This window comes from Acetobacter okinawensis JCM 25146, from assembly GCF_000613865.1.
GTDB classification, from domain to species: domain Bacteria; phylum Pseudomonadota; class Alphaproteobacteria; order Acetobacterales; family Acetobacteraceae; genus Acetobacter; species Acetobacter okinawensis.
Window position 1 is genome coordinate 57,443 of record NZ_BAJU01000007.1, and the last position, 23,249, is coordinate 80,691.

Annotated in this window: 16 protein-coding genes, 1 tRNA gene and 7 pseudogenes; 10 read left to right on the top strand and 14 right to left on the bottom strand. The window is 58.3% G+C overall.

Translation table 11 applies throughout. The annotated features are described in order from the left end of the window. The first annotated feature begins 101 nt into the window (after positions 1–101). The 5 genes and pseudogenes from JCM25146_RS05315 to JCM25146_RS17430 all read left to right on the top strand — a co-directional run bounded on the left by JCM25146_RS05315 (position 102) and on the right by JCM25146_RS17430 (position 5,238). Complete coding sequence (locus JCM25146_RS05315; protein ID WP_025826412.1) at positions 102–674, top strand: ankyrin repeat domain-containing protein; 573 nt, start codon at positions 102–104, stop codon at positions 672–674. 118 nt (positions 675–792) lie between these two features. Further along, complete coding sequence (gene hisC / locus JCM25146_RS05320; RefSeq protein ID WP_025826414.1) at positions 793–1,860, top strand: histidinol-phosphate transaminase; 1,068 nt, start codon at positions 793–795, stop codon at positions 1,858–1,860. A gap of 158 nt (positions 1,861–2,018) precedes the next feature. Beyond that, on the top strand, positions 2,019–2,297 hold the full coding sequence (locus JCM25146_RS05325; protein WP_025826416.1) for a hypothetical protein: 279 nt from the start codon (positions 2,019–2,021) through the stop codon (positions 2,295–2,297). A 161-nt stretch (positions 2,298–2,458) separates the two neighbouring features. Then, the gene (locus tag JCM25146_RS05335) at positions 2,459–3,517 is read left to right on the top strand and encodes a transporter (RefSeq protein WP_025826417.1); all 1,059 of its coding nucleotides are present in this window, start codon (positions 2,459–2,461) and stop codon (positions 3,515–3,517) included. Between the two features lie 337 nt (positions 3,518–3,854). Continuing rightward, positions 3,855–5,238 (top strand): annotated as a pseudogene (locus JCM25146_RS17430) (transglycosylase SLT domain-containing protein). 39 nt (positions 5,239–5,277) lie between these two features. On the opposite strand, the gene JCM25146_RS05345 reads toward JCM25146_RS17430, so the two are convergent. From JCM25146_RS05345 to lgt, 4 genes and pseudogenes are all read right to left on the bottom strand, one after another. Continuing rightward, positions 5,278–6,243 carry a hypothetical protein gene (locus JCM25146_RS05345; protein ID WP_025826419.1) on the bottom strand — a complete coding sequence of 322 codons (966 nt, stop codon included), beginning with the start codon at positions 6,241–6,243 and terminating at the stop codon, positions 5,278–5,280. Next, the gene (pgeF, locus tag JCM25146_RS05350; protein ID WP_025826420.1) at positions 6,240–7,043 is read right to left on the bottom strand and encodes a peptidoglycan editing factor PgeF; all 804 of its coding nucleotides are present in this window, start codon (positions 7,041–7,043) and stop codon (positions 6,240–6,242) included. The genes JCM25146_RS05345 and pgeF overlap by 4 nt, the downstream gene beginning before the upstream one ends. After that, positions 7,040–8,067: pseudogene (locus tag JCM25146_RS17435) on the bottom strand (class I SAM-dependent methyltransferase). The gene pgeF and the pseudogene JCM25146_RS17435 overlap by 4 nt, the downstream one beginning before the upstream one ends. An 8-nt stretch (positions 8,068–8,075) precedes the next feature. Next, complete coding sequence (gene lgt, locus JCM25146_RS05360) at positions 8,076–8,924, bottom strand: prolipoprotein diacylglyceryl transferase (RefSeq protein WP_025826421.1); 849 nt, start codon at positions 8,922–8,924, stop codon at positions 8,076–8,078. Between the two features lie 254 nt (positions 8,925–9,178). Here lgt and JCM25146_RS05365 point away from each other — a divergent pair, with 254 nt between their 5' ends. Next, complete coding sequence (locus JCM25146_RS05365) at positions 9,179–9,481, top strand: putative quinol monooxygenase (protein ID WP_025826422.1); 303 nt, start codon at positions 9,179–9,181, stop codon at positions 9,479–9,481. A gap of 53 nt (positions 9,482–9,534) precedes the next feature. Here the strand turns inward: JCM25146_RS05365 and JCM25146_RS17440 are convergent. Next, positions 9,535–11,066, bottom strand: a pseudogene (locus tag JCM25146_RS17440) (L-lactate permease). A gap of 249 nt (positions 11,067–11,315) precedes the next feature. Here JCM25146_RS17440 and JCM25146_RS17445 point away from each other — a divergent pair. After that, a pseudogene (locus JCM25146_RS17445) lies at positions 11,316–12,651 on the top strand (PQQ-dependent sugar dehydrogenase). Positions 12,652–12,807: 156 nt separating this feature from the next. After that, positions 12,808–13,992 (top strand): alpha/beta hydrolase, encoded by a 1,185-nt coding sequence (locus tag JCM25146_RS05380; protein ID WP_025826423.1) that lies wholly within the window; start codon positions 12,808–12,810, stop codon positions 13,990–13,992. Positions 13,993–14,179: 187 nt separating this feature from the next. On the opposite strand, the gene JCM25146_RS05385 is transcribed toward JCM25146_RS05380, so the two are convergent. Next, a tRNA-Arg gene (locus JCM25146_RS05385) sits at positions 14,180–14,256 on the bottom strand. Further along, on the bottom strand, positions 14,234–14,773 hold the full coding sequence (locus JCM25146_RS23515) for a hypothetical protein (protein WP_025826425.1): 540 nt from the start codon (positions 14,771–14,773) through the stop codon (positions 14,234–14,236). Before JCM25146_RS23515 ends, JCM25146_RS05385 begins: the two co-directional genes overlap by 23 nt. 232 nt (positions 14,774–15,005) lie before the next feature. Here JCM25146_RS23515 and guaA point away from each other — a divergent pair, with 232 nt between their 5' ends. Then, positions 15,006–16,604: a glutamine-hydrolyzing GMP synthase gene (gene guaA, locus JCM25146_RS05395; RefSeq protein ID WP_025826427.1), complete on the top strand. Its 1,599-nt coding sequence runs from the start codon at positions 15,006–15,008 to the stop codon at positions 16,602–16,604. A gap of 163 nt (positions 16,605–16,767) precedes the next feature. Here guaA and JCM25146_RS05400 read toward each other — a convergent pair whose 3' ends face one another. The 5 genes and pseudogenes from JCM25146_RS05400 to mtnA all read right to left on the bottom strand — a co-directional run bounded on the left by JCM25146_RS05400 (position 16,768) and on the right by mtnA (position 20,830). Beyond that, positions 16,768–17,007 (bottom strand): hypothetical protein, encoded by a 240-nt coding sequence (locus JCM25146_RS05400; protein ID WP_025826429.1) that lies wholly within the window; start codon positions 17,005–17,007, stop codon positions 16,768–16,770. Positions 17,008–17,044: 37 nt separating this feature from the next. Next, positions 17,045–18,084, bottom strand: a pseudogene (locus JCM25146_RS17455) (cysteine synthase A). 74 nt (positions 18,085–18,158) lie between these two features. Then, positions 18,159–19,052 (bottom strand): DUF2272 domain-containing protein, encoded by an 894-nt coding sequence (locus tag JCM25146_RS05410; RefSeq protein ID WP_025826431.1) that lies wholly within the window; start codon positions 19,050–19,052, stop codon positions 18,159–18,161. A 152-nt stretch (positions 19,053–19,204) separates the two neighbouring features. Beyond that, positions 19,205–19,596 (bottom strand): annotated as a pseudogene (locus JCM25146_RS17460) (YbaK/EbsC family protein). 137 nt (positions 19,597–19,733) lie between these two features. Beyond that, positions 19,734–20,830 (bottom strand): annotated as a pseudogene (gene mtnA / locus JCM25146_RS17465) (S-methyl-5-thioribose-1-phosphate isomerase). A 325-nt stretch (positions 20,831–21,155) separates the two neighbouring features. Between mtnA and JCM25146_RS05425 the strand changes: the two are divergent. Next, positions 21,156–21,854 carry a hypothetical protein gene (locus JCM25146_RS05425; RefSeq protein WP_025826433.1) on the top strand — a complete coding sequence of 233 codons (699 nt, stop codon included), beginning with the start codon at positions 21,156–21,158 and terminating at the stop codon, positions 21,852–21,854. Positions 21,855–22,158: 304 nt separating this feature from the next. Here JCM25146_RS05425 and JCM25146_RS23520 read toward each other — a convergent pair whose 3' ends face one another. Then, entirely contained in the window at positions 22,159–22,662 is a 504-nt protein-coding gene (locus tag JCM25146_RS23520; protein ID WP_242400946.1) for a hypothetical protein, read from the bottom strand. Beyond that, positions 22,662–23,243 carry a Fur family transcriptional regulator gene (locus JCM25146_RS05435; RefSeq protein WP_025826435.1) on the bottom strand — a complete coding sequence of 194 codons (582 nt, stop codon included), beginning with the start codon at positions 23,241–23,243 and terminating at the stop codon, positions 22,662–22,664. Before JCM25146_RS05435 ends, JCM25146_RS23520 begins: the two co-directional genes overlap by 1 nt. Positions 23,244–23,249: the final 6 nt, after the last annotated feature.

The following is a 23,249-nucleotide window of genomic DNA, read 5'->3' on the forward strand; positions in this document are numbered from 1 at the left end:
CTGCCATGTGCACCCGCGGGCCTTATGCCATCAGGCCAGTTTGGAGTGTGTGGCAGGGTTACGCTTTTTTGCCACATCAACCGTTTTTCCGGAGGTCAGCCATGACAGAAGAGTCTCAACGGACACAGTCCGGGCAGGCCCCCGCCAATCCGGCAGCCGGAGCAGGCGGGCAGGCTTTTACGCGCGAGCAGGTGGAAGCTCTGTTCATTAACGCTGCCAGAGAAGGGGATGCGGACCTTCTTGCCCGTTTTCTGGATGCGGGGATGAACCCCAACCAGAGGATGGAAAAGGGCTACACACCGCTGATTCTGGCTGCCTATAACGGGCACAGGGATGCGGTGCGCGTGCTGCTTGACCGCGGTGCCGATACCAATCTGCAGGATGAAAAAGGCTCTACAGCACTCAGTGGAGTCGCCTTTAAAGGCGATGTTGTTCTGGCAAATATGCTGCTTGAGGCGGGGGCGGAGGTGGATGCCACCAACGCTGTGGGCCGTACACCGCTTATGTTTGCCGTCATGTTCGGGCGTGATGACGTTGCCCGTGCGCTCCTTGGTGCTGGTGCCAATGTTCTGCTCCGTGATGGTGAGGGGCTGAGTGCTCTTGATCTGGCCCAGAGGCAGGGGAATGGTGCGCTCTTGCAGGATTTGAAAAAAGCGGTAGGCGTTTCTGCCTGATAGTAAGAGCAGGAGCATGGCGCGCAGGAGCGTGCCATGCCCGTTGTGAGCGAAGCCTTTTTTGAGCAACGGCCTGCCAGCGCAGGCCGTTTAACTTTTTGTCTATGGAATGATCAGCATGAGCCGCTTCTGGAGCCCTCTTGTCCACACCCTTACGCCTTATGTGCCGGGGGAGCAGCCCAAGATTGCCAATCTGATCAAGCTGAACACCAATGAACTGCCCTATGGCCCGTCCCCCAAAGCGCTGGAGGCCATAAAAGCTGCCACAGATGACAGTCTGCGCCTGTACCCGGACCCCGAGGCACTGGCATTGCGCACGGCACTGGGCAAGCGTGTTGGCCTTGGTGCGGAGCATGTGTTTGTTGGCAATGGCTCGGACGAAGTGCTCGCCCACGCGTTTCAGGCTCTGTTCGCCCACGGGGAGCCGCTGCTCTTCCCCGATGTGAGTTACAGTTTTTACAAGGTGTATTGTGGCCTGTACAAACTACCTTACCGCATGGTGCCGCTGAGTGCTGACATGCGCATTGTGGTGGAGGACTACGCAGGCCCGTGCAGTGGCGTGGTCATTGCAAACCCCAATGCGCCCACCGGCATAGCTCTGGGGCTGGACGCCATTCGCAGGCTGCTGGAGATGCACCCTGAGCGCGTGGTGCTGGTGGATGAGGCCTATGTGGATTTTGGCGCCCAGAGCGCTGTGGAATTGGTCCGCGAATACCCTAACCTGCTGGTTGTGCAGACTTTTTCCAAATCCCGCGCACTGGCTGGCGCACGGGTGGGCTTTGCCTTTGGTCAGCCGGATCTGATCGAAGCCCTTGTGCGGGTCAAGGACAGCTTCAATTCCTATCCTCTGGACCGTCTGGCGCAGGTCGGGGCGCTGGCTTCGGTGGAGGATGAGGCGTGGTTTGCCCAAGGCGTGCAGCAGGTGGTCGACAACCGCAGCCTGTTGAGTGAGGGGCTGGAGGCTCTTGGTTTTGAAGTCTTGCCGTCTACGGCAAACTTTGTTTACACTCGTCACCCTGACCGTGATGCAGGAGAACTGGCCGCGCAGCTAAGGTCCCGGGCCATTCTGGTCCGCCACCTTAAAGGCGAACGCACAATGGCGTGGTTGCGCATTACGGTTGGAACACAAGAGCAGTGTCAGGCGTTGCTGGATGTTTTGCGCGACAGTGTTCTTCGCAATTCGTAAAAACTGTCTGCTCAATTCGTCCAGTCGTCACGGCTCTGGCCGGGCCTGTACCGCATAGCAAAGCGGCAGGCGCACACAGAGTCAGGTATTAAATTTTGAAGACATAAACCATGCCGCAGCCCCAGCCGCATGGTCTTGATTTGATGGAGGATCTGTTCATGCGCGCTTATCGCGGCCAGATGTCTGATAACCAGCCAATCCGGCGTTCCCTGCCGGAAAAACAGAAGCAGTTGCGTGACCTGAAGGAAACGCTGGCTGCCATGAAGTCTCACACCTCCCCTGCTTTGAAGGAGAGCGTGCGCAAACGTATTGCCCAGCTTGAAGCTGAGCTGACGGCAGCGCCTGTGCTTAAGGCTGCCAACCGGAGCAGTACGGCGGCACGGCCCCGGCAGGAGCGGGCCGCCACGCCACGCAGGCCAACAATACGTTCCCTTTAAATAATGGGAAAGAAAGGGGAGGGGTGGTTGACCGCTCCCCTTTTTGTGTGGCTTGTGCGTGGTGAAACATTTTTGGGCGAGATTGTCGCTGCAAGATAAGCCGCGCTGCGGCGCATTGGAAAAAAAAACCATAAGAGCTGAGCAGAACAGGGAGAGCGGAATTGGCTGGAACCACCTTATCTCCACTGGCGGACCTGCTCTCTGAAGGGGGGACCCTCCTGCGTGATGGTCTGGTATGGGCCATTTACTGCCGTCCCGGGCAGGAACCGCAGGAGCTGGAGCGCGATGTGGTGGTCCATCGCCTGACCACAGGCAATTTTCCCCCCGAGTTTGCCGAAGGTGGGGGATGGGCGTGGTTCCATTTTGATATCGTCCACACCATGTCCCGCCATCAGATTGAAACCATTCCCTCCCTGCCAGAGGAAGTGCGGCAGGTGCTCACCAACCTTGAGCGCAGCACACGTCTGGAAAACGAGGGGGATATTGTTTTTGGCGCACTCCCCGCGTTTGATGATACGTCGACTGATGATGACCGTAATGTCAGCACATGGCGGTTTGCCCTTGAGCCTGACCTGCTGCTGACAACCCGCCGCCACCCTATACCCGCTCTTGGCGTGGTCTTTCACGAGCTCAAGCGGGGGCTGGTTCCCCGCTCCCCTGCCAGAGTGGTGGACCGCGCCCTTCTGGAATTTGCTGATACACTGCGGCGTGACTTTGCCCGGCTGGATGACCAGCTTGACCGGGCGGAGGATGTGCTGCTTATGCTCGACCGGGATACGGATCTGGGCCGTATGAGTGGTCTGCTGGGTATGGTGCGCCGCCGCTCCACGGAGTTGCGACGTGTTCTGGCCCCGGTGGATCGTATTTTCCGCGATGAAGAACTCGAGCTGCCCGAATGGGCCGAAGATGACCTGAAGGACCGCTCGCACCGGCAGGTACATGCGGCACTCGATGACCTTCTGGCCCTACAGGACCGTGCCCGCTCCTTGCAGGACGAGCTGACGTCCAATCAGGCGGAAGAGACCAACCGGCGTCTGTATATTTTGACGGTTGGTACCATTCTTATGCTGCCCGCAACGCTGGTGACGGGTTTTTTTGGTATGAATACCGGCGGCATGTTCCTGACCAATGGAACATGGGGTACGGTTGATGCCGGTGGGCTGTGCTTCCTTATCATGATGGGTACATGGTTTTTGCTCAAACTGATCCGCTTTTTGTAAAAACTGCTGTAGTCGTGCCGCAGTTCAGGCGGCGCATACAGGTGTGTGGCGGGTTGCTCGGTTTGCCATAAAATTAGCCATATTGGGCGGTAGAGGCATCTACCCCTACGGCTCCGGGTCAAATGGTTTTTGTGTCTGCACAAATCAAAGACGGTTTGGATGAGGTGCGGTGTGGAGCCGTACAAGCGTTTTGTTGCATGTGGAGTGGGGTCTGTATAAATACAGGGCCGTATTTTCTGGCTGGATCATGTGGGACCGGGCGTGAATCAGGCCGGATTTCCTGTGCTACGGCAAGGATGGATTGGACAGCATGACAGGCACACAGGCGCTCCCTCAGATGCAAGACTGCTGTGCCCTCAGTCGGTCCCGCAAACCCGTGCGTGCCATAAAGGGGGCTGCGGCTCTTGGGCTGCTGGCTTTGCTTGCCGCCTGTGCCAGCCAGCCCGGTGGGAGCGATACGGATGTTCCCATTGCGCAGGAAGCCGAATTTTACCCGCGCCCATGCCCGTTCCTATTACGCCCCACCGGGTCCGGCGGATGACCCGTGGGGGCCGTACATCAGCGAGGCCTCCAAGCGCTTTGATGTGCCAGAGGCGTGGGTGCGTGCGGTTATCCAGCAGGAATCGGGTGGCAAGTTGTTCCATGATGGTCAACTGGTTACTTCCGGCCCCGGTGCCATGGGGCTGATGCAGCTTATGCCCCCTACGTATGACGAGATGCGCGCCGCCTATAATCTGGGCGGAGATGCCTACGAACCGCACGATAACATTATGGCGGGCACGGCATATTTGCGGCAGTTGTACGATGTTTATGGCTCTCCGGGTTTTCTGGCGGCATATAATGCAGGGCCCGGGCGTCTGGAGGATTTTATCACCCGCAACCGCACCCTGCCGAAGGAGACGCGGAACTATGTGGCCTCCATCGGGCGGCGGATCGTAGGTATTTCACCCCTCAACCGCTCGCAGGCCGATATGCAGGTCGCAAGCCATGACACCTTTACACAAAGTGCAACGGCGGGGGGGTATGCCCGCCAGCAAGGTGGCATCAGTGCCGTGCGTGCTGCGTGGTCAAACAGGCAGCAGGGGAGCATGCAGCCCGTGCAGGTGGCTGATGCCATTGGGGATGATAGTGCGGATACGGCCCCAGCATCTTCGACAAGCTATGGGCAGGACTGGCATCCTGTTTCACGTAAAACAAAGATGGACGGGCTGACGGAAAGTCCGGCCGATGTCCGGGCAATCTGGGCTAAACGGCTGGGGGCAACGGCGCAGACAACACCGGATACCCCAATACAGGTGGCGCAGGCAGCGGAAGAGCCGGTGGATGATGCAGCCCCAGCGGCCGCATCCGCACAGACCGAACCAGAACCCACCAGAATGGCTGTGGGAACGGGGCGCACAGGCGGGAATTTAAGGCTCTTCCCCAGTGTTCACGCGGAGCCCGCACCCTTGCTGAGTAGAAAGGTGCGGGGGGCGGATGCCAGAAACTGGGCTATTCAGGTCGGTGCTTTTGGGTCTGCCGCGCTGGCGCAGCAGGCATCGGGGCGGGCGCAGCAGCAAAGTAGCGCCCTATCTGGCGCACATGTGCAGATTGCGATGGTGCAGGCCAAAAAAGGGCGTCTATACCGGGCGCGTCTGATCAACCTGTCCCATACCGATGCGGTGGGAGCGTGCCGCAAGTTGAGCGGGTGTGTTGTGATCTCTCCCCAGTCCCAGCCCTGAGCGGTTTTAAGAATTCATAACCGGCGGGGGGCAGTTTGCTCAGCCAGCCGGAGCCGGCTGCACGGTTTTTGCCGCAGGGGCAGGTGCGCCCGGGGCTGCCAGAGGGGCATTGTCCCGGCCTGAATAGCGGTCAATAATCTGCTTGGTGGCGGCTGCCGCCTCCTGCGCTGCGGCCACGGCAACATCCCCCCAGTACTGGTCGAGCGAGTGGGCGTCTATATCGTGGAGTTGCGTGGCGGCTCCTGCTTCCTTGCCGCCTGCATCCACAACCCGCCAGACAATCTCGATATGCTGCTGGGGGTGGCCAGTGGTGCCTGCTGGGCCGGGGGTCAGCTTTACGGTGGTGGTTACAATAAAGTCAGCATTTTTGGCAGAGTTCTGGAGCGTATCTGCACTGTCGCGGAAGGCGGCGGTAAAGGCCTGCGCGAGTGATGTGTTTCCATCCCCCGGTGCGCCACTGACACCAGTAAAATAAACCCGTGCCGCACGGTGTTTGAGGCTATGTGGGTCTTTTTCCATGTCGTCAGCCTGAATACCGGTCAGGGCCGTGGTAATGCGGTTGGCAGCATCCTGCGCGACCAGTGCAAAAAATGCCTGATCCCCGGCAGACCACTGCGCAACGGGTACGGGGCTGCCTTCCTGTGTTGCGCGGACCGTGTTCTGGGGGGTCATGACGGTATAGACCGGTACCACCTGCCCGTTGCGCAGTTCGGCCTGCATGTTCAGCCACCAGTCCCCCTTGCGGGTTGGCTGGGCTATGGCGGGAATGGTCTGCTGGAGCAGTGCCTGTGCAACATCTTTTGCCCATAGCTCAGCATTGGCGTTGGAGAGCAGGGCATTGGGGGGTGTTGGCACATCCAGCCGGGAGGGAGGGGCGTTTGTGGCCAGTCCCGGTCCGTTTTTGCCCGAATGGGCAAAGGGATGAGGCACATCCAGACACCCGCTGAGTAGCAGCAGGGCTGAGCAGGGAAGGGCAAGGCGTAAAGGCTTCAGGCGGCCTGTCATGAGTTACGGGGTCCCGTGGCAATGGCAGAAATCTGGTGTCCGATAGGGCCACCGCCAGCAAGAGTACGCCGCCTGTGGCTGAAAAACCGTGTTTCCTCCGTGAGTGTATCTACGCCCAGAGCAACAGCATGCCGGATGCCTGCACGCTGGAGGCGGAATACGCACCACCCGGCCAGATCAAACTGGTAATGGCCAGCCCGTTTGCCGGGGGCAAAAAAGCGGGCGGCCTGTCTGTCTGTGCTGGTAATGGCTGTGTGCATGTCTTCTGCTGTCTCGTAGCTTTCCTGCGCAATGCAGGGGCCTACGACGGCACTCAGGCTTTCCCGCGTGGCACCAAGTGCCAGCATGGCCTCTATTGTCGCTTCCAGAACACCGCTTAACGCACCGCGCCAACCAGCATGGGCTGCACCAACGACGGTACCCTGTGCGGTACTGAACAGGACAGGCGCACAATCAGCCGTAATAACGCCAATTGCCAGATCGGGGTTGCTGGTTACCAGCGCATCTGCCTCAGCCCCCTGACCTGCGGCCCAGATTGCGGTGGCGGTTATGACTGCTGGGCCATGCACCTGCGTTACTCCCAGCAGGCAGCCTGCCTGCACCCCCATATGGCTGGCAACACGCGCACGGTTCTGGGCAAGGTTTTCCGCCGTGTCCCCCGAGCGTGTGGAGCAGTTCAGGCTGGCGTAGGGGCCGGTGGATACGCCCCCCTCGCGGGTAAAAAAGCCGTGCCGTGCCTGCCCCAGCAACGGACTGGTCAGTGGAGCCAGACTAAAAGGGGGGGTGGGAGCGCTGGTCATGCAACCGGGCCTTTTGTAAAGCCGGGCGGGACCGGCAGCGTGGGCGAAGTGATGGCCATAACCTTGAACAACTGCCCCATTTTATCGGGGGCGGAGAGTCGGTTTGCCGCAGAGCGCAGCATGGCAGCATCCTGCGCGGAGGCCTGACTTGCCAGTTGCTCCGTCCGCTCCTTGAGCCCCAGATGCTGTAGGAAGTCACCCTGATTTTCGGTTCCGTAGGAGGGTACTTCCGCCTTGCGGGCTACGGCAAGCAGGGCCGTAAAGTCCACATGGGTGGTCAGATCTGCCTCGCCTTCCTCAGCCTGAAGGGGGGGCGTTGGCCGCGCATGACGTAGGGCCTGTAAGGAATCGCCCGTTGAATCTGTGCTGTGCCCGTAGTCAATAAACAGGCTGCGCCGGGGGAGTGGCTGAACCGGTGTGCAAGCCCGCGCACAATATGCTGGGCCTGTTCGCAAATCTCGACAACGGTATTGGGTTCAAGCACGCGGCTGTCCGGCAGGGAGGGAGGCGTGCAGGAGATCAACTCCAGTGTTTTGTTGGCCACGTAGTGCTCATGCCAACCCGTGCTGGTCTGGATGAACTGACGGACGGGGAGCGCGTCCAAAAACTCGTTGGCCAGCAGAATCATGGGGCCTGCGGGTATGTCCTCCACATGCTTGTGCCACACGGGTTGTGTGTAAGGTTGCAAGATTTCGGCCTGCACCTGCCGTAGCCGGGGGGAGGTTTCGACCAGATGTACGCTCAGGCCCTCTGCCATTGTGGGGGCCTGCCGCAGAATGACCCGCAGCGCATCCGCCATGAGTGTACCCCGGCCCGGGCCTGCTTCGGCCAGAATCAGTTTTGGTGGGCTGCCCATGCCCTGCCAGACCGTAATGGCCCACGCACCCAGCAGTTCGCCAAAAACCTGAGAAATTTCGGGCGCGGTAATAAAGTCCGACAGGAACGGTGTCTCGGCATAATACTGGGCGTTTACCCGCGCCATGAAGTGGTCAAGTCGCTCAGCGTGGTAGATGTGTGGTGCCATAGGTCCGTTCAGTTTTGTTCAGCAGGTTGATCTTGTGGCTCGGGCAGGCCGGTGTAAATGGGCTGGCGGCGGGCGTTCACAATCAGCACAAGGCCCGCGACCAGCATGGGCAGGCACAGGAGCTGCCCCATGGTAATGCCGCCGGGCAGATAGCCGAGAAAGGAATCCGGCTCGCGGAAGAACTCGCAGAAAGACCGCGCACAGCCGTACCCGATAAGGAATATGCCAGCCAGATAACCCGGACGTTCACGCACGGATTGACGGCGCGAGATGGTAAAAAGGATCAGGAACAGCAAAAGCCCTTCGGTCAGGCTTTCATACAACTGGGAGGGGTGGCGCGGGACAGGCCCCCCTGTGGGAAAAATCATGGCCCATGGCAGGCTTGCCGGTGCCTCGCGCCCCCAGAGCTCACCGTTAATGAAGTTGGCCAGACGCCCCAGACCCAGCCCGATGGGCACAGCCACGGTGACACGGTCGGCAAATGCCAGAAAATTGAGTTTGTAGCGCCAGGTAAACAGCACCATGGCGGTAATGACCCCCAGCGCGCCCCCATGGAAAGACATGCCGCCATGCCATACTTCCAGTATGGAAATGGGGTGGCTGAGGTAATAGCTCGGCTGGTAGAACAGCACATACCCAAGCCGTCCGCCCAAAAGTACGCCAATGGTCACCCATGTCAAAAAATCGTCAGCCAGTTCTGTTGTGCCTGCGCGTGGGCGCAGGACCAGCAGTTTACGCAGCAGCATAATGCCCAGAACAATGCCCATAATATAGGACAGGGCATACCAGCGCACAGCCAATGGCCCGAAATGCACCAGCACCGGGTCGAACTGTGGAAACATCAGAACAGGAAGCATGGAGTGGTCAATCCAGTGCGTGAGGGGCCAGTGGACAGGGCGGTTTGCGTTCAGGAACATCCGGGCAGGAACCGCCCACCGGCAAGGTGGGTCTGGGGAGGACTATAAAGGGCGTACCCGCTCCCTCCAAGCCAGCAATTGCGCAGCAGGCGGTTGGGGGGTGTAAAAACAGGTTACGGGCCGGTAGTCAGCAGGCCGTCATTTTCCTATCATGCCCGATATTGCCTCTTTTGTGAAAGATAAAGGTCAGACCCATGAGTGATGAAATTACGGTTGTTGCCATTCTCAAGACCAAAGCAGGCTGTGAGGAGACCGTGGCAAAGGCCATGGCAGCCTGTGTTGCTCCGTCCCGCGCAGAGGCCACAAACCACCAGTATGTGCCCAACCGCGATCTGGATGACCCGCAGACACTGATTTTTATTGAACGCTGGGCCAGCAGGCAGGCGCTGGCGGACCATATGGAAACACCACATTTTAAAGCACTCGCGGCGGCTCTGGAAGGGCAGCTTGCAGCACCCTTGCAGATCCATATTCTCCAGCCAGTCGCTGGGGCCTGAGCAAAAACAGCCCGCGCGCCACACTGTTCTGGTGGTGCGCGCGGGCGTGGTGGCTAGTGCAGGACAAACTGCTGGATAACCACCAGCACACCCATGCAGAAGGTCAGGAACAGGCTGTGCTTGAAGGTGCGTGCCAGAACAACGCCCTCCTGCCCCTTGAGCGATGTTACGGACACGCCGGTGGTAATGTTCTGGGGCGAGATCATCTTGCCCATGACCCCGCCGGAGGAGTTGGCCGAGGCAAACAGAACCGGGTCGAGCGAGAGCTGGTGTGCTGCGGCAACCTGTAGATTGCCAAACAGGGCATTGCCCGATGTGTCGCTCCCTGTAAGGAACACGGCGATCCAGCCAGAAAGACCGAAACAAGCGGGAAGAGCATGCCCGTGGAAGACACGGCATATCCCAACGTGTAGGTCATGCCTGAATAGTTCATCAAAAAAGCAAGGCCAATGGTCAGGGCTACGGTCACAACCGCCAGCCATGCCTGCCGTATGGTCGTGGCAATGGCCGCGCCAAACTGGCGGAGGGAGGTGCGGGTGAATATGGCGCTGAGAATGGCAGAAACCAGAATGGCCGTTCCCGTGCCAAGGGGTTCAAACTTCCACACCGCTGCATAAACCGATTTATACAGCGAGATGAAAACAGCATTGTCCAGCCTCGGCCAGTGCACGGGGAGCGCTCCTATGCGCGCAATGTGCAGCCCATCCCACGCGATAACCACACAAATGACCGTAACCCACGGAATCCACCCCTGCCAGAGCGGTACGGAGGCGGCTTGGGTACCATCCTTATGCTCTATCTGGCTCAGGTCTATGGCGTAGGCGGGGTCAGGTGCTGGCTGCCAGATGCGCAGGAACACAATGCTGGCCACAAGTGATACGCTTGAGGAGAGCACATTGCTCAGGCTGTACAGCCCCGCGCCGGAGATAACCAGCAAGGTCAGGGCAAAACTTCCCCCTGCTACAAGCAGAATAGGCCACGTCTGCTTTACAGAACGCCAGCCGCCGTACAGCGCCATGACATAAAAGGGAATAAGGCAGGCAAAAGGCGTTAACTGGCGGCCAATTGTTGCTCCCAGCACATCTGGCGGCAGCCCGGTAATGGAGCCCAGCACGGTGACAGGAATGCCCAAGCCCCCGAACGCCACAGGTGCGGAATTGAAGATGAGCACATAGGTCAGGGCATCCAGTGCGGGAAAACCCAGCAGAATCAGCAGGGCGCTGGTAATGGCAACGGGTGTACCAAACCCGGCAACCCCTTCAAGAGCGGCGCTGAAGCAAAAGCCAAGCACAATAAGAATAATGCGCCGGTCATTGGGCACATGCCGGATAATCCAGCCCCTGAAGGCGTCAAACCGCCCATTATGCACGGCTACATTGAACAGGAGCAGCGCGCAAAGCGCGATCCACATGACCGGCAGGAGCGAGAAAACCACACCGTTGGCAATGCTGGCTGCAGCCAGAGCCGGGGGCAGCCCCATACGCCAATAGCAATGACCAGCCCTACAAGCAGCCCCCCGAGGGAAGACTGCCAGGCAGAGCGTCGTAAAACCCCCATCATGAACAGGGTAACAAGAATGGGGCATGCGGCCACAATAAATGAAAGCAGCAGGCTATGACCCACAGGAGCAAGAGGCTGTATGAACATGATTGTTCTCAAAACAAGGCGTTGTGCCTCTCCCGTGATGTAGAGAGCGTTTGAAGTAACGCGTGCTTCTGTGGGATGATGCAATAAAATTTCATGTTATGGAGCGCTCGTGCTGCGCACACCATGCGGGGCGTGGTGTGCCGGGGCAGGCATGGCGTGCGTTCCCAACAAAATGGAAGGTGGGGTTATGAAACATCGTGGCATCTGGCTGGGTGTAGGCGTGCTTGTCGTGTGCATTGGTGCGGTGGGTGGTGTGGTGCAGTACTCCCGCATAGAGCGGGCGAGGCTTGGTGTTGCGCAGGGTATGGGGCCAGACCCGGTGCTCCCCGCCCCAGCCGGGCGGGTTCTCCCCACGGTCAACATTGCCCACCCGGTGGGCTGGAAAGATGCGGAGCATCCCACACCCGCAGCAGGGCTGGCCGTTACGGCGTTTGCCACCCATCTGGACCATCCACGTTGGCTCTATACCCTGCCCAATGGGGATGTTCTGGTCGCCCAGAGCAATTCACCGGATACAGATATCCAGACAGTCAAAAACCGTATAGCCAGCCTTGTTATGGGTGCTGTCGGGGCGGGGAGCCCCAGCCCGGATAAGATCATCCTGCTGCGTGATGAGCATGGGACAGGGCATGCCACCTTGCAGACAGTCCTGTTGGACCATCTGCATTCTCCCTTTGGTATGGCGCTGGTTGGCAATGAGCTTTTTGTGGCTAACGCCAATGCCATTGTAAAATTTCCCTACCATGCGGGGGACACACATATTACCGCACCACCCGTAAAGGTGGTCGATCTGCCCGCCGTATAATCATCACTGGACCAAAAACATTCTGGCCAGTCCGGATGGGCGGTTCCTGTATGTTACGGTTGGGTCCAACAGTAATGTGGCCGAGCATGGCATTGCAGTGGAGGAAGGCCGCGCACGTATAGACCGGCTGGACCTGCAAACTGCTACGCTGGAACCGTATGCCACAGGTCTGCGCAACCCCAATGGCATGGGCTGGGAGCCGCAGACAGGTGCCTTGTGGGTTGCGGTGAATGAGCGTGACGAGATCGGCAGCGATCTTGTGCCCGATTATATGACTGCGGTCCGGCAAGGCGGTTTTTATGGCTGGCCTTACAGCTATTATGGCCAGCATGTGGATGTGCGGGTGCAGCCGCCCCGGCCTGATCTGGTGGCTACCGCTCTCGTGCCGGACTATGCGCTTGGGCCGCATACCGCATCGCTTGGACTGGCTTTTACAGCCACCGCCCGGCTTTTGCCCCAGAGCATGCAGCACGGTGTTGTGGTGGGGCAGCACGGGTCATGGAACCGGCGTCCCAAAAGTGGGTACAAGGTGATTTACATTCCGTTTGTTGAAGGAAAGCCCGCAGGCATGCCGCAGGACGTGCTGACAGGCTTTTTATCCCCCGATCAGGAGCATGCGCACGGTCGCCCCGTTGGGGTTGTTATTGACCAGAGTGGTGCTTTGCTTGTGGCAGACGATGTGGGCAACACCATCTGGCGCGTGAGTGGAGCACAGTAGCGGGGGAGGGGTATGGCAAAGGTGTGTTTGGTTTTTTGTATCCTTGCATCTAGGGCGGGATAATGGAACTCTGCGGGCATAAAACTGGCCCGGTGCACACATGCGGGTCTGTCTCTGGCACTATGGGGCAGACAGGCCCCATATAAGGGGTATTTCATGAAGTCCTTACAGCACCTTGTTGCCGCTGTTTCCCTGCTTGCGCTAACAGCCTGCCATACCCCCTTACCGCCTGTGGCTGCGCCGCCTGCTCAGGTTGCGGGGGAACTGACGCAGTATAAACCGCTTGCCGCCGATCTGGGGGTTAAGGGGAGTGGTCCGTCCTTCAGTATCCGGTATCTTTCTACAAATGGGGTTACGGGCACGGGCCTTGTGCCTGTAACAGGTGCTGTTATTTACCCCGCTGGGCCTGCCCCTGCTGGTGGGTGGCCGATTGTTGCGTGGGCTCATGGCACCGTGGGCATTGCAGATAGCTGTGCCCCCTCACGCAACCCCCGTTCCGCCCGGGACCAGACATACTTGGGGGAATGGCTACACCGGGGCTTTGCCATTGTTGCCACGGATTATCAGGGCTTGGGGAGTGACGGCACGCACCCGTACCTGAATGCCCGGACCGAAGCCTATAGCGTGCTCGATGGCGTACGGGCAGCGCTGGCAGGGCTGCCGGACCTAAGCAATAATATTATGATTGTCGGGCAGTCGCAGGGTGCGGGGGCGGCATTTGCTTCTGCTGCCTATGCGCCGGAGTATGCACAAGCGTTGCATATACGCGGTGTGGTGGCCACGGGCATTCCCTATATGTCCCCCGAGGTGATCAAGGCCGTATTGCACGCTAAACCGCAGAAGAGTGAGAGTGGCATAGACCCCGTTGTGGCATATGCCCTGCTGATTGGCGCATCCGAGGCCGGGTTAAACCCTGCATTCAACCCGGAGCAGGCCTTTACGGAGCGGGCCATGCCCGAGTTCCATGCAGCGTCAGAAATATGTGCCCGCCCTCTTATGGAGCGGATCCGCGCGGAGGGGCTGACCCGTGCCAACGCCTTTGAGCCGACCTTGGTGCAGGCTTTAAGCCCTGCGTTCAAGGCTATGGAATTCCCTACCCTCAAGCTTGATGTGCCGCTGTTTGTGGGCATTGGCACAACGGACAGGGATGTGGCGCCTCAGGGCCAGCTGATGCTGGTGAAGGATGCCTGTAAGGCAGGCACACTTGTGCAGGCGCATCTGTATAAAGGGCAGGATCACTCTCAGGCTGTGCTGGCCTCCATGGAGGATTCCGCAGCGTTTACCAAAGCGGTCATGAGTGGTGAGCCAGTGCAGGCTGTGTGCAAACCCGTCGCGCGGTAAGGTTTTACACCCATAGGTAATAAAGACCGCGCTCCAGCACAGGTGCGCGGTTTTTTTTGCAATTTTGAAAAAAGCAGAAATACAGCCATGGACCCGCCGCGATTTATGGCCTGCGGACGAGAGGGGCTGCATGCAGAATTACAAAAATAATTTTGTAATCAGATCATATTTTATGGTAGGGAAAATGTGGTGCACCCGAGAGGACTCGAACCTCTAACCCCCAGATTCGTAGTCTGGTGCTCTATCCAGTTGAGCTACGGGTGCGCCGTGAGAGGGTGTTTAGCCGAGCTCTGGCGGGTCGGCAACCCCTAAATTTCACTTTTTTGAAATTTTTTCTAATGTCGTGCCAGAAGTTATCTATCGGGTGGCTTTGGGGGCGGCGGAGCGTAATATGTGCCCGGCACGTTGGGGTGCCATAGACGCCCTCAAATGTGTCATCCACCGGGTGAGCCTCAAAAACTATGGGTAGCGGCTGCTTTCTGGCATCCTGCAGAACAAGCTGGGCATGGTAATGCTGGCGCTCCTTGTTGGGTACGCCGCGCAGGATCAGATTGCCGGTTTCTGGCACAAAAATGATTTTGTCGGGTTCGATCTGCATAAAGGACGGGCCTTCGGTCGGGCAGTCCCGGCCCTTGTCGGCAACAAGGGTGCCTGTCCAGTCCCCGTAAGGGTCGTTGGCGGCGGAGGTTGCCGCCAGTGCTGCCGGGGTGGGGACAAGAGAGGCCCAGCCCATGCCCAGTAGGGAGCAAAGCGTCCATAACCGCAGGTGTTTGTCTTTCATGGCATGAACCTCCTGTGCCGTATGCTTGGAATCTGGGGTGATAAACCGGCTGTGGCAAGTCTGTGCGAAAAACAGTTTCCCTTACCATTCTGGTTTTATAGGGTGACGGAGCCGCCGCATGGCATTATATCCCGCTGTCATACTTACTTAAGTGGTGGGTCTTTTGGGGTGTGTTGTATCGGCACCGCACAAAAGACCAACCCAGGACGCAGACCGGAAAGAAACCAGACCCATGTCCGATGCCGCTCAGCCCGCTTCTACCACTGTGTTGGATGAGGCCCTGCACCATGACCGTATTCTGATTCTGGATTTTGGTAGTCAGGTCACGCAGCTTATTGCCCGCCGTGTGCGTGAAAGTGGCGTGTATTGCGAGATCTGGCCGTTTACGACAGATGCCGAGAAAATTCGCGGCTTTTCTCCGCGCGGCATTATCCTGTCTGGCGGCCCGGCAAGTGTGAATGGCCCGGATGCCCCCAAAGTGCCTGATGTGGTGTTTGAGATGGCAGTGCCCGTGCTGGGTATCTGTTATGGCCAGCAGGCCATGTGCAAACAGCTCGGCGGTGAGGTGGAAAGCGGTGAGCACCGCGAATTCGGCCGCGCTTTTGTGGATATTGTAGAAGACTGCGCCCTGTTCCGTGGTGCATGGGCACGCGGTGGGCGCGAGCAGGTCTGGATGAGCCATGGTGACCGTGTGGTGGCTCTGCCGCCGGGGTTCCGTACGGTGGCTGTCAGTCAGGGAGCGCCTTTTGCCGTCATCGCAGATGAAGGTCGTCGCCTTTATGGTGTGCAGTTCCATCCCGAGGTTGTGCACACGCCCCACGGGGCTGCTCTGCTGGAAAACTTCACGCATAATGTTGCGGGCTGCTCCGGGTCATGGACCATGGCGGGCTTCCGTGACATGGAAATTGCCCGCATCCGTGCGCAGGTAGGCTCGGGCAAGGTGATTTGTGGTCTCTCCGGTGGTGTGGATTCATCAGTTGCGGCCGTGCTGATCCACGAGGCCATTGGCGAGCAGCTGACCTGTATTTTTGTCGATCACGGCATGCTGCGTGCCGGGGAGGCGGATGAGGTTATCAAGACCTTCCGTGGCCAGTACAACATTCAGCTGATCCACCGTGATGCATCCGACATCTTCCTGTCCGCGCTTGACGGCGTGACCGACCCCGAAATCAAACGCAAGACCATTGGTCGGCTGTTTGTGGAGGTGTTCGAGGAAGAGGCCGTCAAACTCGGCGGTGCACAGTTTCTGGCACAGGGTACGCTCTACCCGGATGTTATCGAGAGCGTAAGCTTTACGGGTGGCCCGTCTGTTACCATCAAATCCCATCATAACGTGGGTGGCCTGCCCGACCGCATGAACATGCAGCTTGTTGAGCCGCTGCGCGAGCTGTTCAAGGATGAAGTGCGTGACCTTGGGCGCGAGCTGGGTATTCCCGAAGTGATCGTCGGTCGGCACCCGTTCCCCGGTCCGGGTCTGGCTATTCGTATTCCGGGCAACATCACGCGTGAAAAGCTGGATCTGCTGCGTAAAGTGGACACGGTTTTCTTGGAAGAAATCCGGGCTGCTGGTCTGTATGATGCCATCTGGCAGGCTTTTGCCGTGCTGCTGCCGGTTCGTACCGTTGGTGTTATGGGCGATGGCCGTACATACGATCAGGCCTGCGCATTGCGCGCCGTAACCAGCACCGATGGCATGACGGCGGATGTCTACCCGTTTGACATGAGCTTCCTGACCAAAGTGGCTGGGCGTATTGTCAATGAAGTGCGTGGCATCAACCGCGTGACATACGACATTACGTCCAAACCCCCCGGCACTATTGAGTGGGAATAAAAAGAGGGCGTCTGTCTCTCCCTTAGGGTGATGCAGATGATCACGGGCACATCGCAGACGTAAAAAACCGGGTTCACCTCATTATGGTGAACCCGGTTTTTGTTTGTTCGGCCGCTGCTGTTTTAAGTCCCGCGATTGCAGGGTGGTGCAAGGTCTGGTGGTTTTACGGGGGAGGCCGGTTGTGCCAGTCTATGCAGACATCGGACAGCCACAGGGTGAGTGCGGAGACAACCAGCCACAGGCAGCCTGGAATAATATTGAAATCCTGAATGACAACAATGCCGATACAAAATGCGGCAATGGAAACACTCAGGATAACAAGGCAGCAGAACACTGCTATAGGCCAGCTTTTGGGGAGCCCGCTTTTTGTCATGTCTGTTTCATACCCAAAAAAACGGGTCATGCTCCCTTGTGTGTCTAATCCAGATGGAGGTGTAAACTTACTGGTCGAGCCATGGGGCAACAGGCAGGTTCTTCTCCCGCAGGAAGGTCGGGTTAAAGAGTTTGGATTCATACCGTGCCCCCCCATCGGCCAGAATGGTGACAATCCTGTGCCCCGGCCCAAGCTTGCGGGCCGTGCGGATGGCTGCTGCAACATTTATGCCAGATGATCCCCCAACGGACAGGCCTTCCTCCCCCAGCAGGCTGTAGATCACGTCCAGCGCCTCGGGGTCAGGGATGCGCTCTGCATCGTCAATAGGGGCCCCTTCAAGGTTGCCGGTCACGCGGGACTGGCCGATCCCTTCGGTAATGGAGGACCCGGCGACTGACAGGTCATTGCTCTTGACCCACCCGTACAGGCCCGAGCCTCGGGGTCGGCCAGTACAATGTGGGGGGCTTTTGTGTTGTCACGCCGTGCTGCGTCATGCAGGCCAAGGGCTATGCCCGCCAACGTGCCACCTGTGCCGCAGGCGCAGGTAAAGGCATCAACCTTACCGCCCATCTGCTGCCAGATTTCCTGCGCTGTGGTGGCGCGGTGGCCTTCGCGGTTGGCGGTATTGTCAAACTGGTTGGCCCAGACCCAGCCGTTTTCTTCCGCCAGACGGCGGGAGACATGGACGTAGTTGCCCGGGTCACGGTAAGGCTTGGCAGGCACCAGACGCAGGTCCGCGCCGATCATGCGCAAAAACCCGATTTTTTCGCGGCTCTGGGTCTCGGGCATGACAATCACGCATTTGTAGCCGCGTGCATTGGCAACAAGGGTCAGCCCGATACCGGTGTTGCCCGCTGTCCCTTCAACCAGAGTGCCGCCGGGTTTGAGCACACCACGGCGTTCTGCATCATCAATAATGGCTAGTGCGGCCCGGTCCTTTACAGAACCACCGGGGTTCATGAACTCCGCCTTGCCGTAAATTTGACAACCCGTTGCTTCAGAGGCCTTGCGCAAAAGAATAAGGGGCGTTCCACCTACCGCGCCGGGCATGTCGGGCGAGAGGGAGGTCCAGCCGGTATGGGGGGAGGACGTTGCGCTTTCGGTCATCTGTGTACCCTGCTTGTTATGGTCGGGTTGGGTGATCGGGGCTGGTCAGTGTTGGGGGGATGGCCCCCTGTAACCTACCGGCCTGCATCGGGTTCTTCTTCGGCATCATATAGCACTTCAAGAACAGCACACCAAGGATAGCGTGGGTCGTAGCTTTGCCCGGCGGGGCTGGCCAGCCGCCCCTGTTCATCCGTGGGAACGTGGGTCAGGGCTACGGCATCATCAATATTTCCGCCAATAATGCTGAGCTGGCGGCCAAAGGGTGGCCCATTCTGGCCTGTGGCGACCACATAGCCGCAATGCGCAGGAAAGCCGTATGAGGTAGGCAGGCTTGCAAAGCGGATGTTCTGCCGACTACGCCCACGTGCAACACAGACCAGATCACCCGCTTTCGGGGTATAGGACGCAGGGTCGTGGGCACGCAGGATGGGGGACTGCCCGGAGGCGGCCGCGTTAATATAGGTGGAATGGTTGGGGGAGTAGGGGAAGCGCTCATTGGCCCCGGCGACCCGCATGACGTAGGAGATGAATGCCGCCGACCATGCAAAAAACCCGTCATGCACAAAATCGGTCAACTGGCCGTCTGCATTATGTTTGCCCGTCCATGCGACCTCGCTCATGCCCGGGTCCATGCCAATCCACCAGTATTCGCCCACACGTTGCCACAGCCCCGGTGCACGCTCGGGTTTGACTGCGGCAACCTGTGGTTCTGGCCGCTGCTCGGGGTTGTCGTCATTGACCGGGCTGCCGAACATCCGCCATTCACGCATGGCAATGGCCACAACGTCCTGACGGTTGAAGGGCTCAAAATTGCGCGTGGCAAAGTCCGGCACATGGGTGTTCAGGCCATACATGCCGGAGGATCCGCCACCTCCGTGGGTGGGTGAACTGCCCCCTGTGGAGGGCTGGGAGGTGCAGGCCGCCAGACACAAAGGTGCCAGAAGGGCCACAGTCAGCTTGCGTGGCATCTTGTCTCCATACCAGAACAGACTTCCGGCGGGCCGAACGGGTGGTTCGTCCGCCATAACGAGCAAAGTCCCATGGTAAGGAATAGGCGTCCTTTAAGGAGGGTGGAAGGGGTTTTATGCACCTCCAGCCCTGCCTATGCTTTTTTATGTGTTCAGGTGCGTGGGGTGTCCACAGTAATGCTGGCAGTTGTAGCCTGCACGCAGCTTATGGCGTCTTTTGGAGCCAGTTCCACAACAAGGCCTCTGCCGCCGCCATTGATGTAGAGCTTGTCCAGACCCAGTATGCTTTCGTCAAAAATAACAGGCACGGTGGTGCGCGCCCCAAAGGGGCTGATCCCACCAACTGAAAGCCGGTCAGGGCTTCGGCTTTTTCGGCTCCGAGCATACGGGCGTTACGGCCGCCCATAAGAGCGGCCACTTTTTTCAGGTCCATTTTCAGGTTTGCGGGAATAGCGGTGCATACGACCTGTTTTTTGTCGATTTCCACCATCAGGGTCTTAAAAACCTTTTCCGGGTCAATGCCAATTCCCGCTGCGGCATGCATGCCGATTTTACCCGGATCGGACACATAATCATAATCATGCATGGTAAAGGCCACTCCATGGGCGGCCAGAAAGCAGGTTGTTGGGGTCTGGAGTGTGTCTGACATAATCAGGTGTCTTTATCTGCTGGTGGAAGAGGTCAGCCCTGTTCGGGAAAAAGGGAGAGCAGACCTTCGGGTGTGGCGGCGCAGCAGCCTTTTTCCGTTATCAGCCGGTTACAAGGCGCGCGGGGGTTACGTCAAATGCCGGGTTTGCAGCCTTGCTACCATCGGGGGTGATCTGTACCCGGCTGATCTGCCCGTTGTCATCACGCCCGCTGATATGGGTGATTTCGGTTCCTGAGCGCTCTTCAATGGGAATTTCATGAACACCATCGGCCACCCGCCAGTCAATGGTGGTGGAGGGCAGCGCGACCCAGAACGGCACATTATTGTCCCGTGCAGCCAGTGCTTTGAGGTACGTGCCGATTTTGTTGGCGACATCCGCATTACGGGTGACGCGGTCGGTGCCGACAATAACAATATCCACCAGCCCGTGCTGCATCAGGTGGCCACCCGCATTGTCCGCAATAACCGTATGCGGCACACCATGGCTGCCAAGTTCCCATGCAGTCAGTGCTGCTCCCTGGTTACGCGGGCGTGTTTCATCCACCCAGACGTGTACGTTCAGCCCTTCATCATGCGCCATGTAAATGGGGGCGAGTGCTGTGCCCCAGTCCACTGTGGCAATCCAGCCTGCGTTGCAGTGGGTTAGGATGTTGATCTTGTCATTTTTGCCGCGTTGGGCTGCGAGTGTGCGCAGCAACTCCAGACCATGCTGGCCAATGGCCTCGTTTTGTGCTGCGTCCTCATCGCAGATGCGTCCGGCTTCGGCATAGGCGGCAGCAACACGCTCTGCCGGGGTAAGGGGGCGCAGGTGGGTCAGCATTCTTTCAATGGCCCAGCGCAGGTTTATGGCGGTGGGGCGAGTAGCTGCCAGCATGGCGGCCTGTTGCTCCAGTGCATTGTCGGAACTGTCCGCGCGCAGGGCCAGTGCCAGCCCATAGGCAGCAACTGCGCCAATCAGGGGCGCACCACGGACCTGCATGGTTTTAATGGCATGTGCCACCTGTTCGGGTGTTGTGAGCTGGAGCACGTCCAGTGCGAAGGGGAGGCGGGTCTGGTCAAAAATATGGACGGACCAGCCGTCTTTTTCATTAACCCAGACACTGCGGTAGGGGGTGCCGTTAATTTTCATGACAAAGGTTCCTGATGACGGAAGGCAAAAAATCTTCCGCTTATCATAAGGTTTCTTTGAGCTTAGGAGCAATATCTCCGTGGCATGACAGTTTTGCGAACATGAGTAGAACATATACTGCGAGGTTGAGGGAACTGTTCTGTCTATTCTTGAAAAGACAAGAGTATTTTTTTGCATTTTCGGTGATTTTTGTTATGTAGAGGGGGAAATGGGCATGCTGTCTGATATTGCGGAGCGTGCCGGGACTGGGTTTGTTTTTTATTTTTTTTGAAAGATCGTTTTCTCTTCTTTAATTTTTAAAAGAAGATGAAAAAAGGATGCAGGAATGAGCGAGACCAAAAAAAGCCGTAAGGTTGTTACAAGTAAACGCACACCGGCCCGCGCCGCTGTTGTTTCTACCCCAAAAAAACGTGCGCCGCGTGCAAAACAGGACGTTGTAGAAGAAATTTTTGAAGTGGAAGTGGCTGCTCCCGCTGCACGCAAGACACGCCAGCCAGCCGCTGCACGCAAGGCCACCAAGGTGGAAAAAGCAGCTAAGCCCGTAAGCACCAGAAAGACCACCAAGGTTGCCGCAGCCCCAGTGGAAGACGTTGCAAAGCCTGCTCGCCGCACAAAAGCACAGGCAACAGCACCTGAAGCCCCCGTAAAAACACCGCGTGCCGCCGCCAAGGCAACAAAGGCAGCGCCTGCCAAAACGCGCGCTAAGGTTGTGGCTGCTGAACCAGAGGTTGTGGCCGCAGCGCCCGCACGTGGCCGCAAGCCAGCACGCAAGGCTGCGGTTGCGGCACCTGCTCCCGTCAAGCCTGTTGCCAAGGCAACCCGCAAGCGGGCGGAGAAGGTGGAAGAGGCGGAAAACGCCAAAAACCTTTCTGCGGTTGAGAAGCTGCGTATTGTGCAGGAACGTCGTCGTCGCAAGCGTTACGAACGTCTGGCGGCTGAAGCCGAAGTGGCGGCGGAAAAGGCAGCACCTGCCCGCAAGCGCAAGGTTGCAGCTACACGCAAGCCGCGTGCTGCAAAAGCGTAAGGTTTTCATAAAACCTCATTATCTCGCGGTTATGGGTGAGTAGAGTACGCTAGGCCGTAACCGCGCTTTTTGGGGCACACCAGATGGAATGGTATGAAGCCATATTATCCGGTGATAAAAAATGGTTCTGGCACAGAGTGTTGCTCTGTCCGGGGCCTTTTTTATATGTGGAGTACTTATGGCTGCTGGCAGGTAATCCTGTACGGGCATATGTCGGATTGTGGTCAGTCAGCTAAAATTTGGGGAGAGAAAAACGCCTTCTGCCATAGTGCTGGCCTGACTGCGTAAAAAACTTAGTTGCCACTCAACAGATAACATACAGTGGCAAATTCGGCTGTATGGTCAGGGTCTGGCTCCAGCGCCTGTGCGACAAGAGCGCGTTTGAGGCGAAGCACAACAGGGCGTGCCTCGCCATAGCCCATGGTGGTGTCGGCTGTTTTTGCAAGCATGGGGGGATACCCGAACGCTCTGTGAGCATGAGTGGTGCGCGCCGGTCAAGGGGAAGGCCAGTGGCCATAAGGTCCTGCGCGGTATCTTGAGAAACGACCATATACAAAAAAGCATCTTGGCCATCAGCAGGCAGTTTTTCGGGTGAGGGGACAATGCTGAGCCGAATTTCATCAGGCATAAAGCGCGAACGGGGCAGAGGGGGAAGTGGCAGGGCAAACAGGTCTGCCTGCTGCGCAGGGAGCGTGGTCGGGTTGGGTCTGGGGATTTTTCTGCCCGCGCGGACAGGTTTTATCATCCTGCCATCAGGCGGGGGCAGCAGGTCTGGCTGAACAGGGCCGGGCTGTGTGGGCCGTTCCATCAGTTGGGGGTTGGGGCATGCCCCTTCTGGCCGGTTGCGGCCTGCGCGCAGTCCTCGCACACACCTTCCACCTCGACCGATGCGCTTTGCATGGTAAAGTTTTTTTTGTCACAAATGGTTTTCAGTACGTCCAGAACCCGGGGGGCATCCGCTATTTCGGTTACACCACCGCAGGTTCTGCAGATCAGGAACTGGGCACTATGCAGGCAGGGTTCGGTCTGGGCATGTGCGTGGTCATGGGTATGTTCATGCTGGAGATGCGTGCAGGGGACAAAGGCGGACAGGCGCTCAATACGGTGGATCAGTCCGTGCTCAAGCAAAAAGTCGAGTGCACGGTAAATGGTGGGGGGGGCTGGCTTGCGCCCGGATGTTTTGAGCTGTTCCAGCAGGTCATAGGCTCCAACAGGTGCGGAGGCGCTGAGAATAAGGCCCAGAACATCCCGCCGCTGCTGGGTCATGCGACCACCCTGCCCGGCACACAGGCGGCCTGCGTGGTCAAGCTGATGTTGAATACGGTCCGAAAAACCGTAGCCGTCATCCGGTTGGGTGGAAGGGGGCGTTCTGGTCTGCATGTTCATCATCCGTTC

Coding starts and splice junctions, on each gene's coding strand:
- JCM25146_RS05400 (WP_025826429.1), bottom strand. CDS start 17,007: ATGACCCGTTTTTTTGGGTATGAAACAGACATGACAAAAAGCGGGCTC.
- JCM25146_RS05435 (WP_025826435.1), bottom strand. CDS start 23,243: ATGATGAACATGCAGACCAGAACGCCCCCTTCCACCCAACCGGATGAC.
- JCM25146_RS23515 (WP_025826425.1), bottom strand. CDS start 14,773: ATGAAAGACAAACACCTGCGGTTATGGACGCTTTGCTCCCTACTGGGC.
- JCM25146_RS05380 (WP_025826423.1), top strand. CDS start 12,808: ATGAAGTCCTTACAGCACCTTGTTGCCGCTGTTTCCCTGCTTGCGCTA.
- lgt (WP_025826421.1), bottom strand. CDS start 8,924: ATGCTTCCTGTTCTGATGTTTCCACAGTTCGACCCGGTGCTGGTGCAT.
- hisC (WP_025826414.1), top strand. CDS start 793: ATGAGCCGCTTCTGGAGCCCTCTTGTCCACACCCTTACGCCTTATGTG.
- JCM25146_RS05410 (WP_025826431.1), bottom strand. CDS start 19,052: ATGCCACGCAAGCTGACTGTGGCCCTTCTGGCACCTTTGTGTCTGGCG.
- guaA (WP_025826427.1), top strand. CDS start 15,006: ATGTCCGATGCCGCTCAGCCCGCTTCTACCACTGTGTTGGATGAGGCC.
- pgeF (WP_025826420.1), bottom strand. CDS start 7,043: ATGACCAGCGCTCCCACCCCCCCTTTTAGTCTGGCTCCACTGACCAGT.
- JCM25146_RS05315 (WP_025826412.1), top strand. CDS start 102: ATGACAGAAGAGTCTCAACGGACACAGTCCGGGCAGGCCCCCGCCAAT.
- JCM25146_RS23520 (WP_242400946.1), bottom strand. CDS start 22,662: ATGGAACGGCCCACACAGCCCGGCCCTGTTCAGCCAGACCTGCTGCCC.
- JCM25146_RS05425 (WP_025826433.1), top strand. CDS start 21,156: ATGAGCGAGACCAAAAAAAGCCGTAAGGTTGTTACAAGTAAACGCACA.
- JCM25146_RS05325 (WP_025826416.1), top strand. CDS start 2,019: ATGCGCGCTTATCGCGGCCAGATGTCTGATAACCAGCCAATCCGGCGT.
- JCM25146_RS05345 (WP_025826419.1), bottom strand. CDS start 6,243: ATGACAGGCCGCCTGAAGCCTTTACGCCTTGCCCTTCCCTGCTCAGCC.
- JCM25146_RS05365 (WP_025826422.1), top strand. CDS start 9,179: ATGAGTGATGAAATTACGGTTGTTGCCATTCTCAAGACCAAAGCAGGC.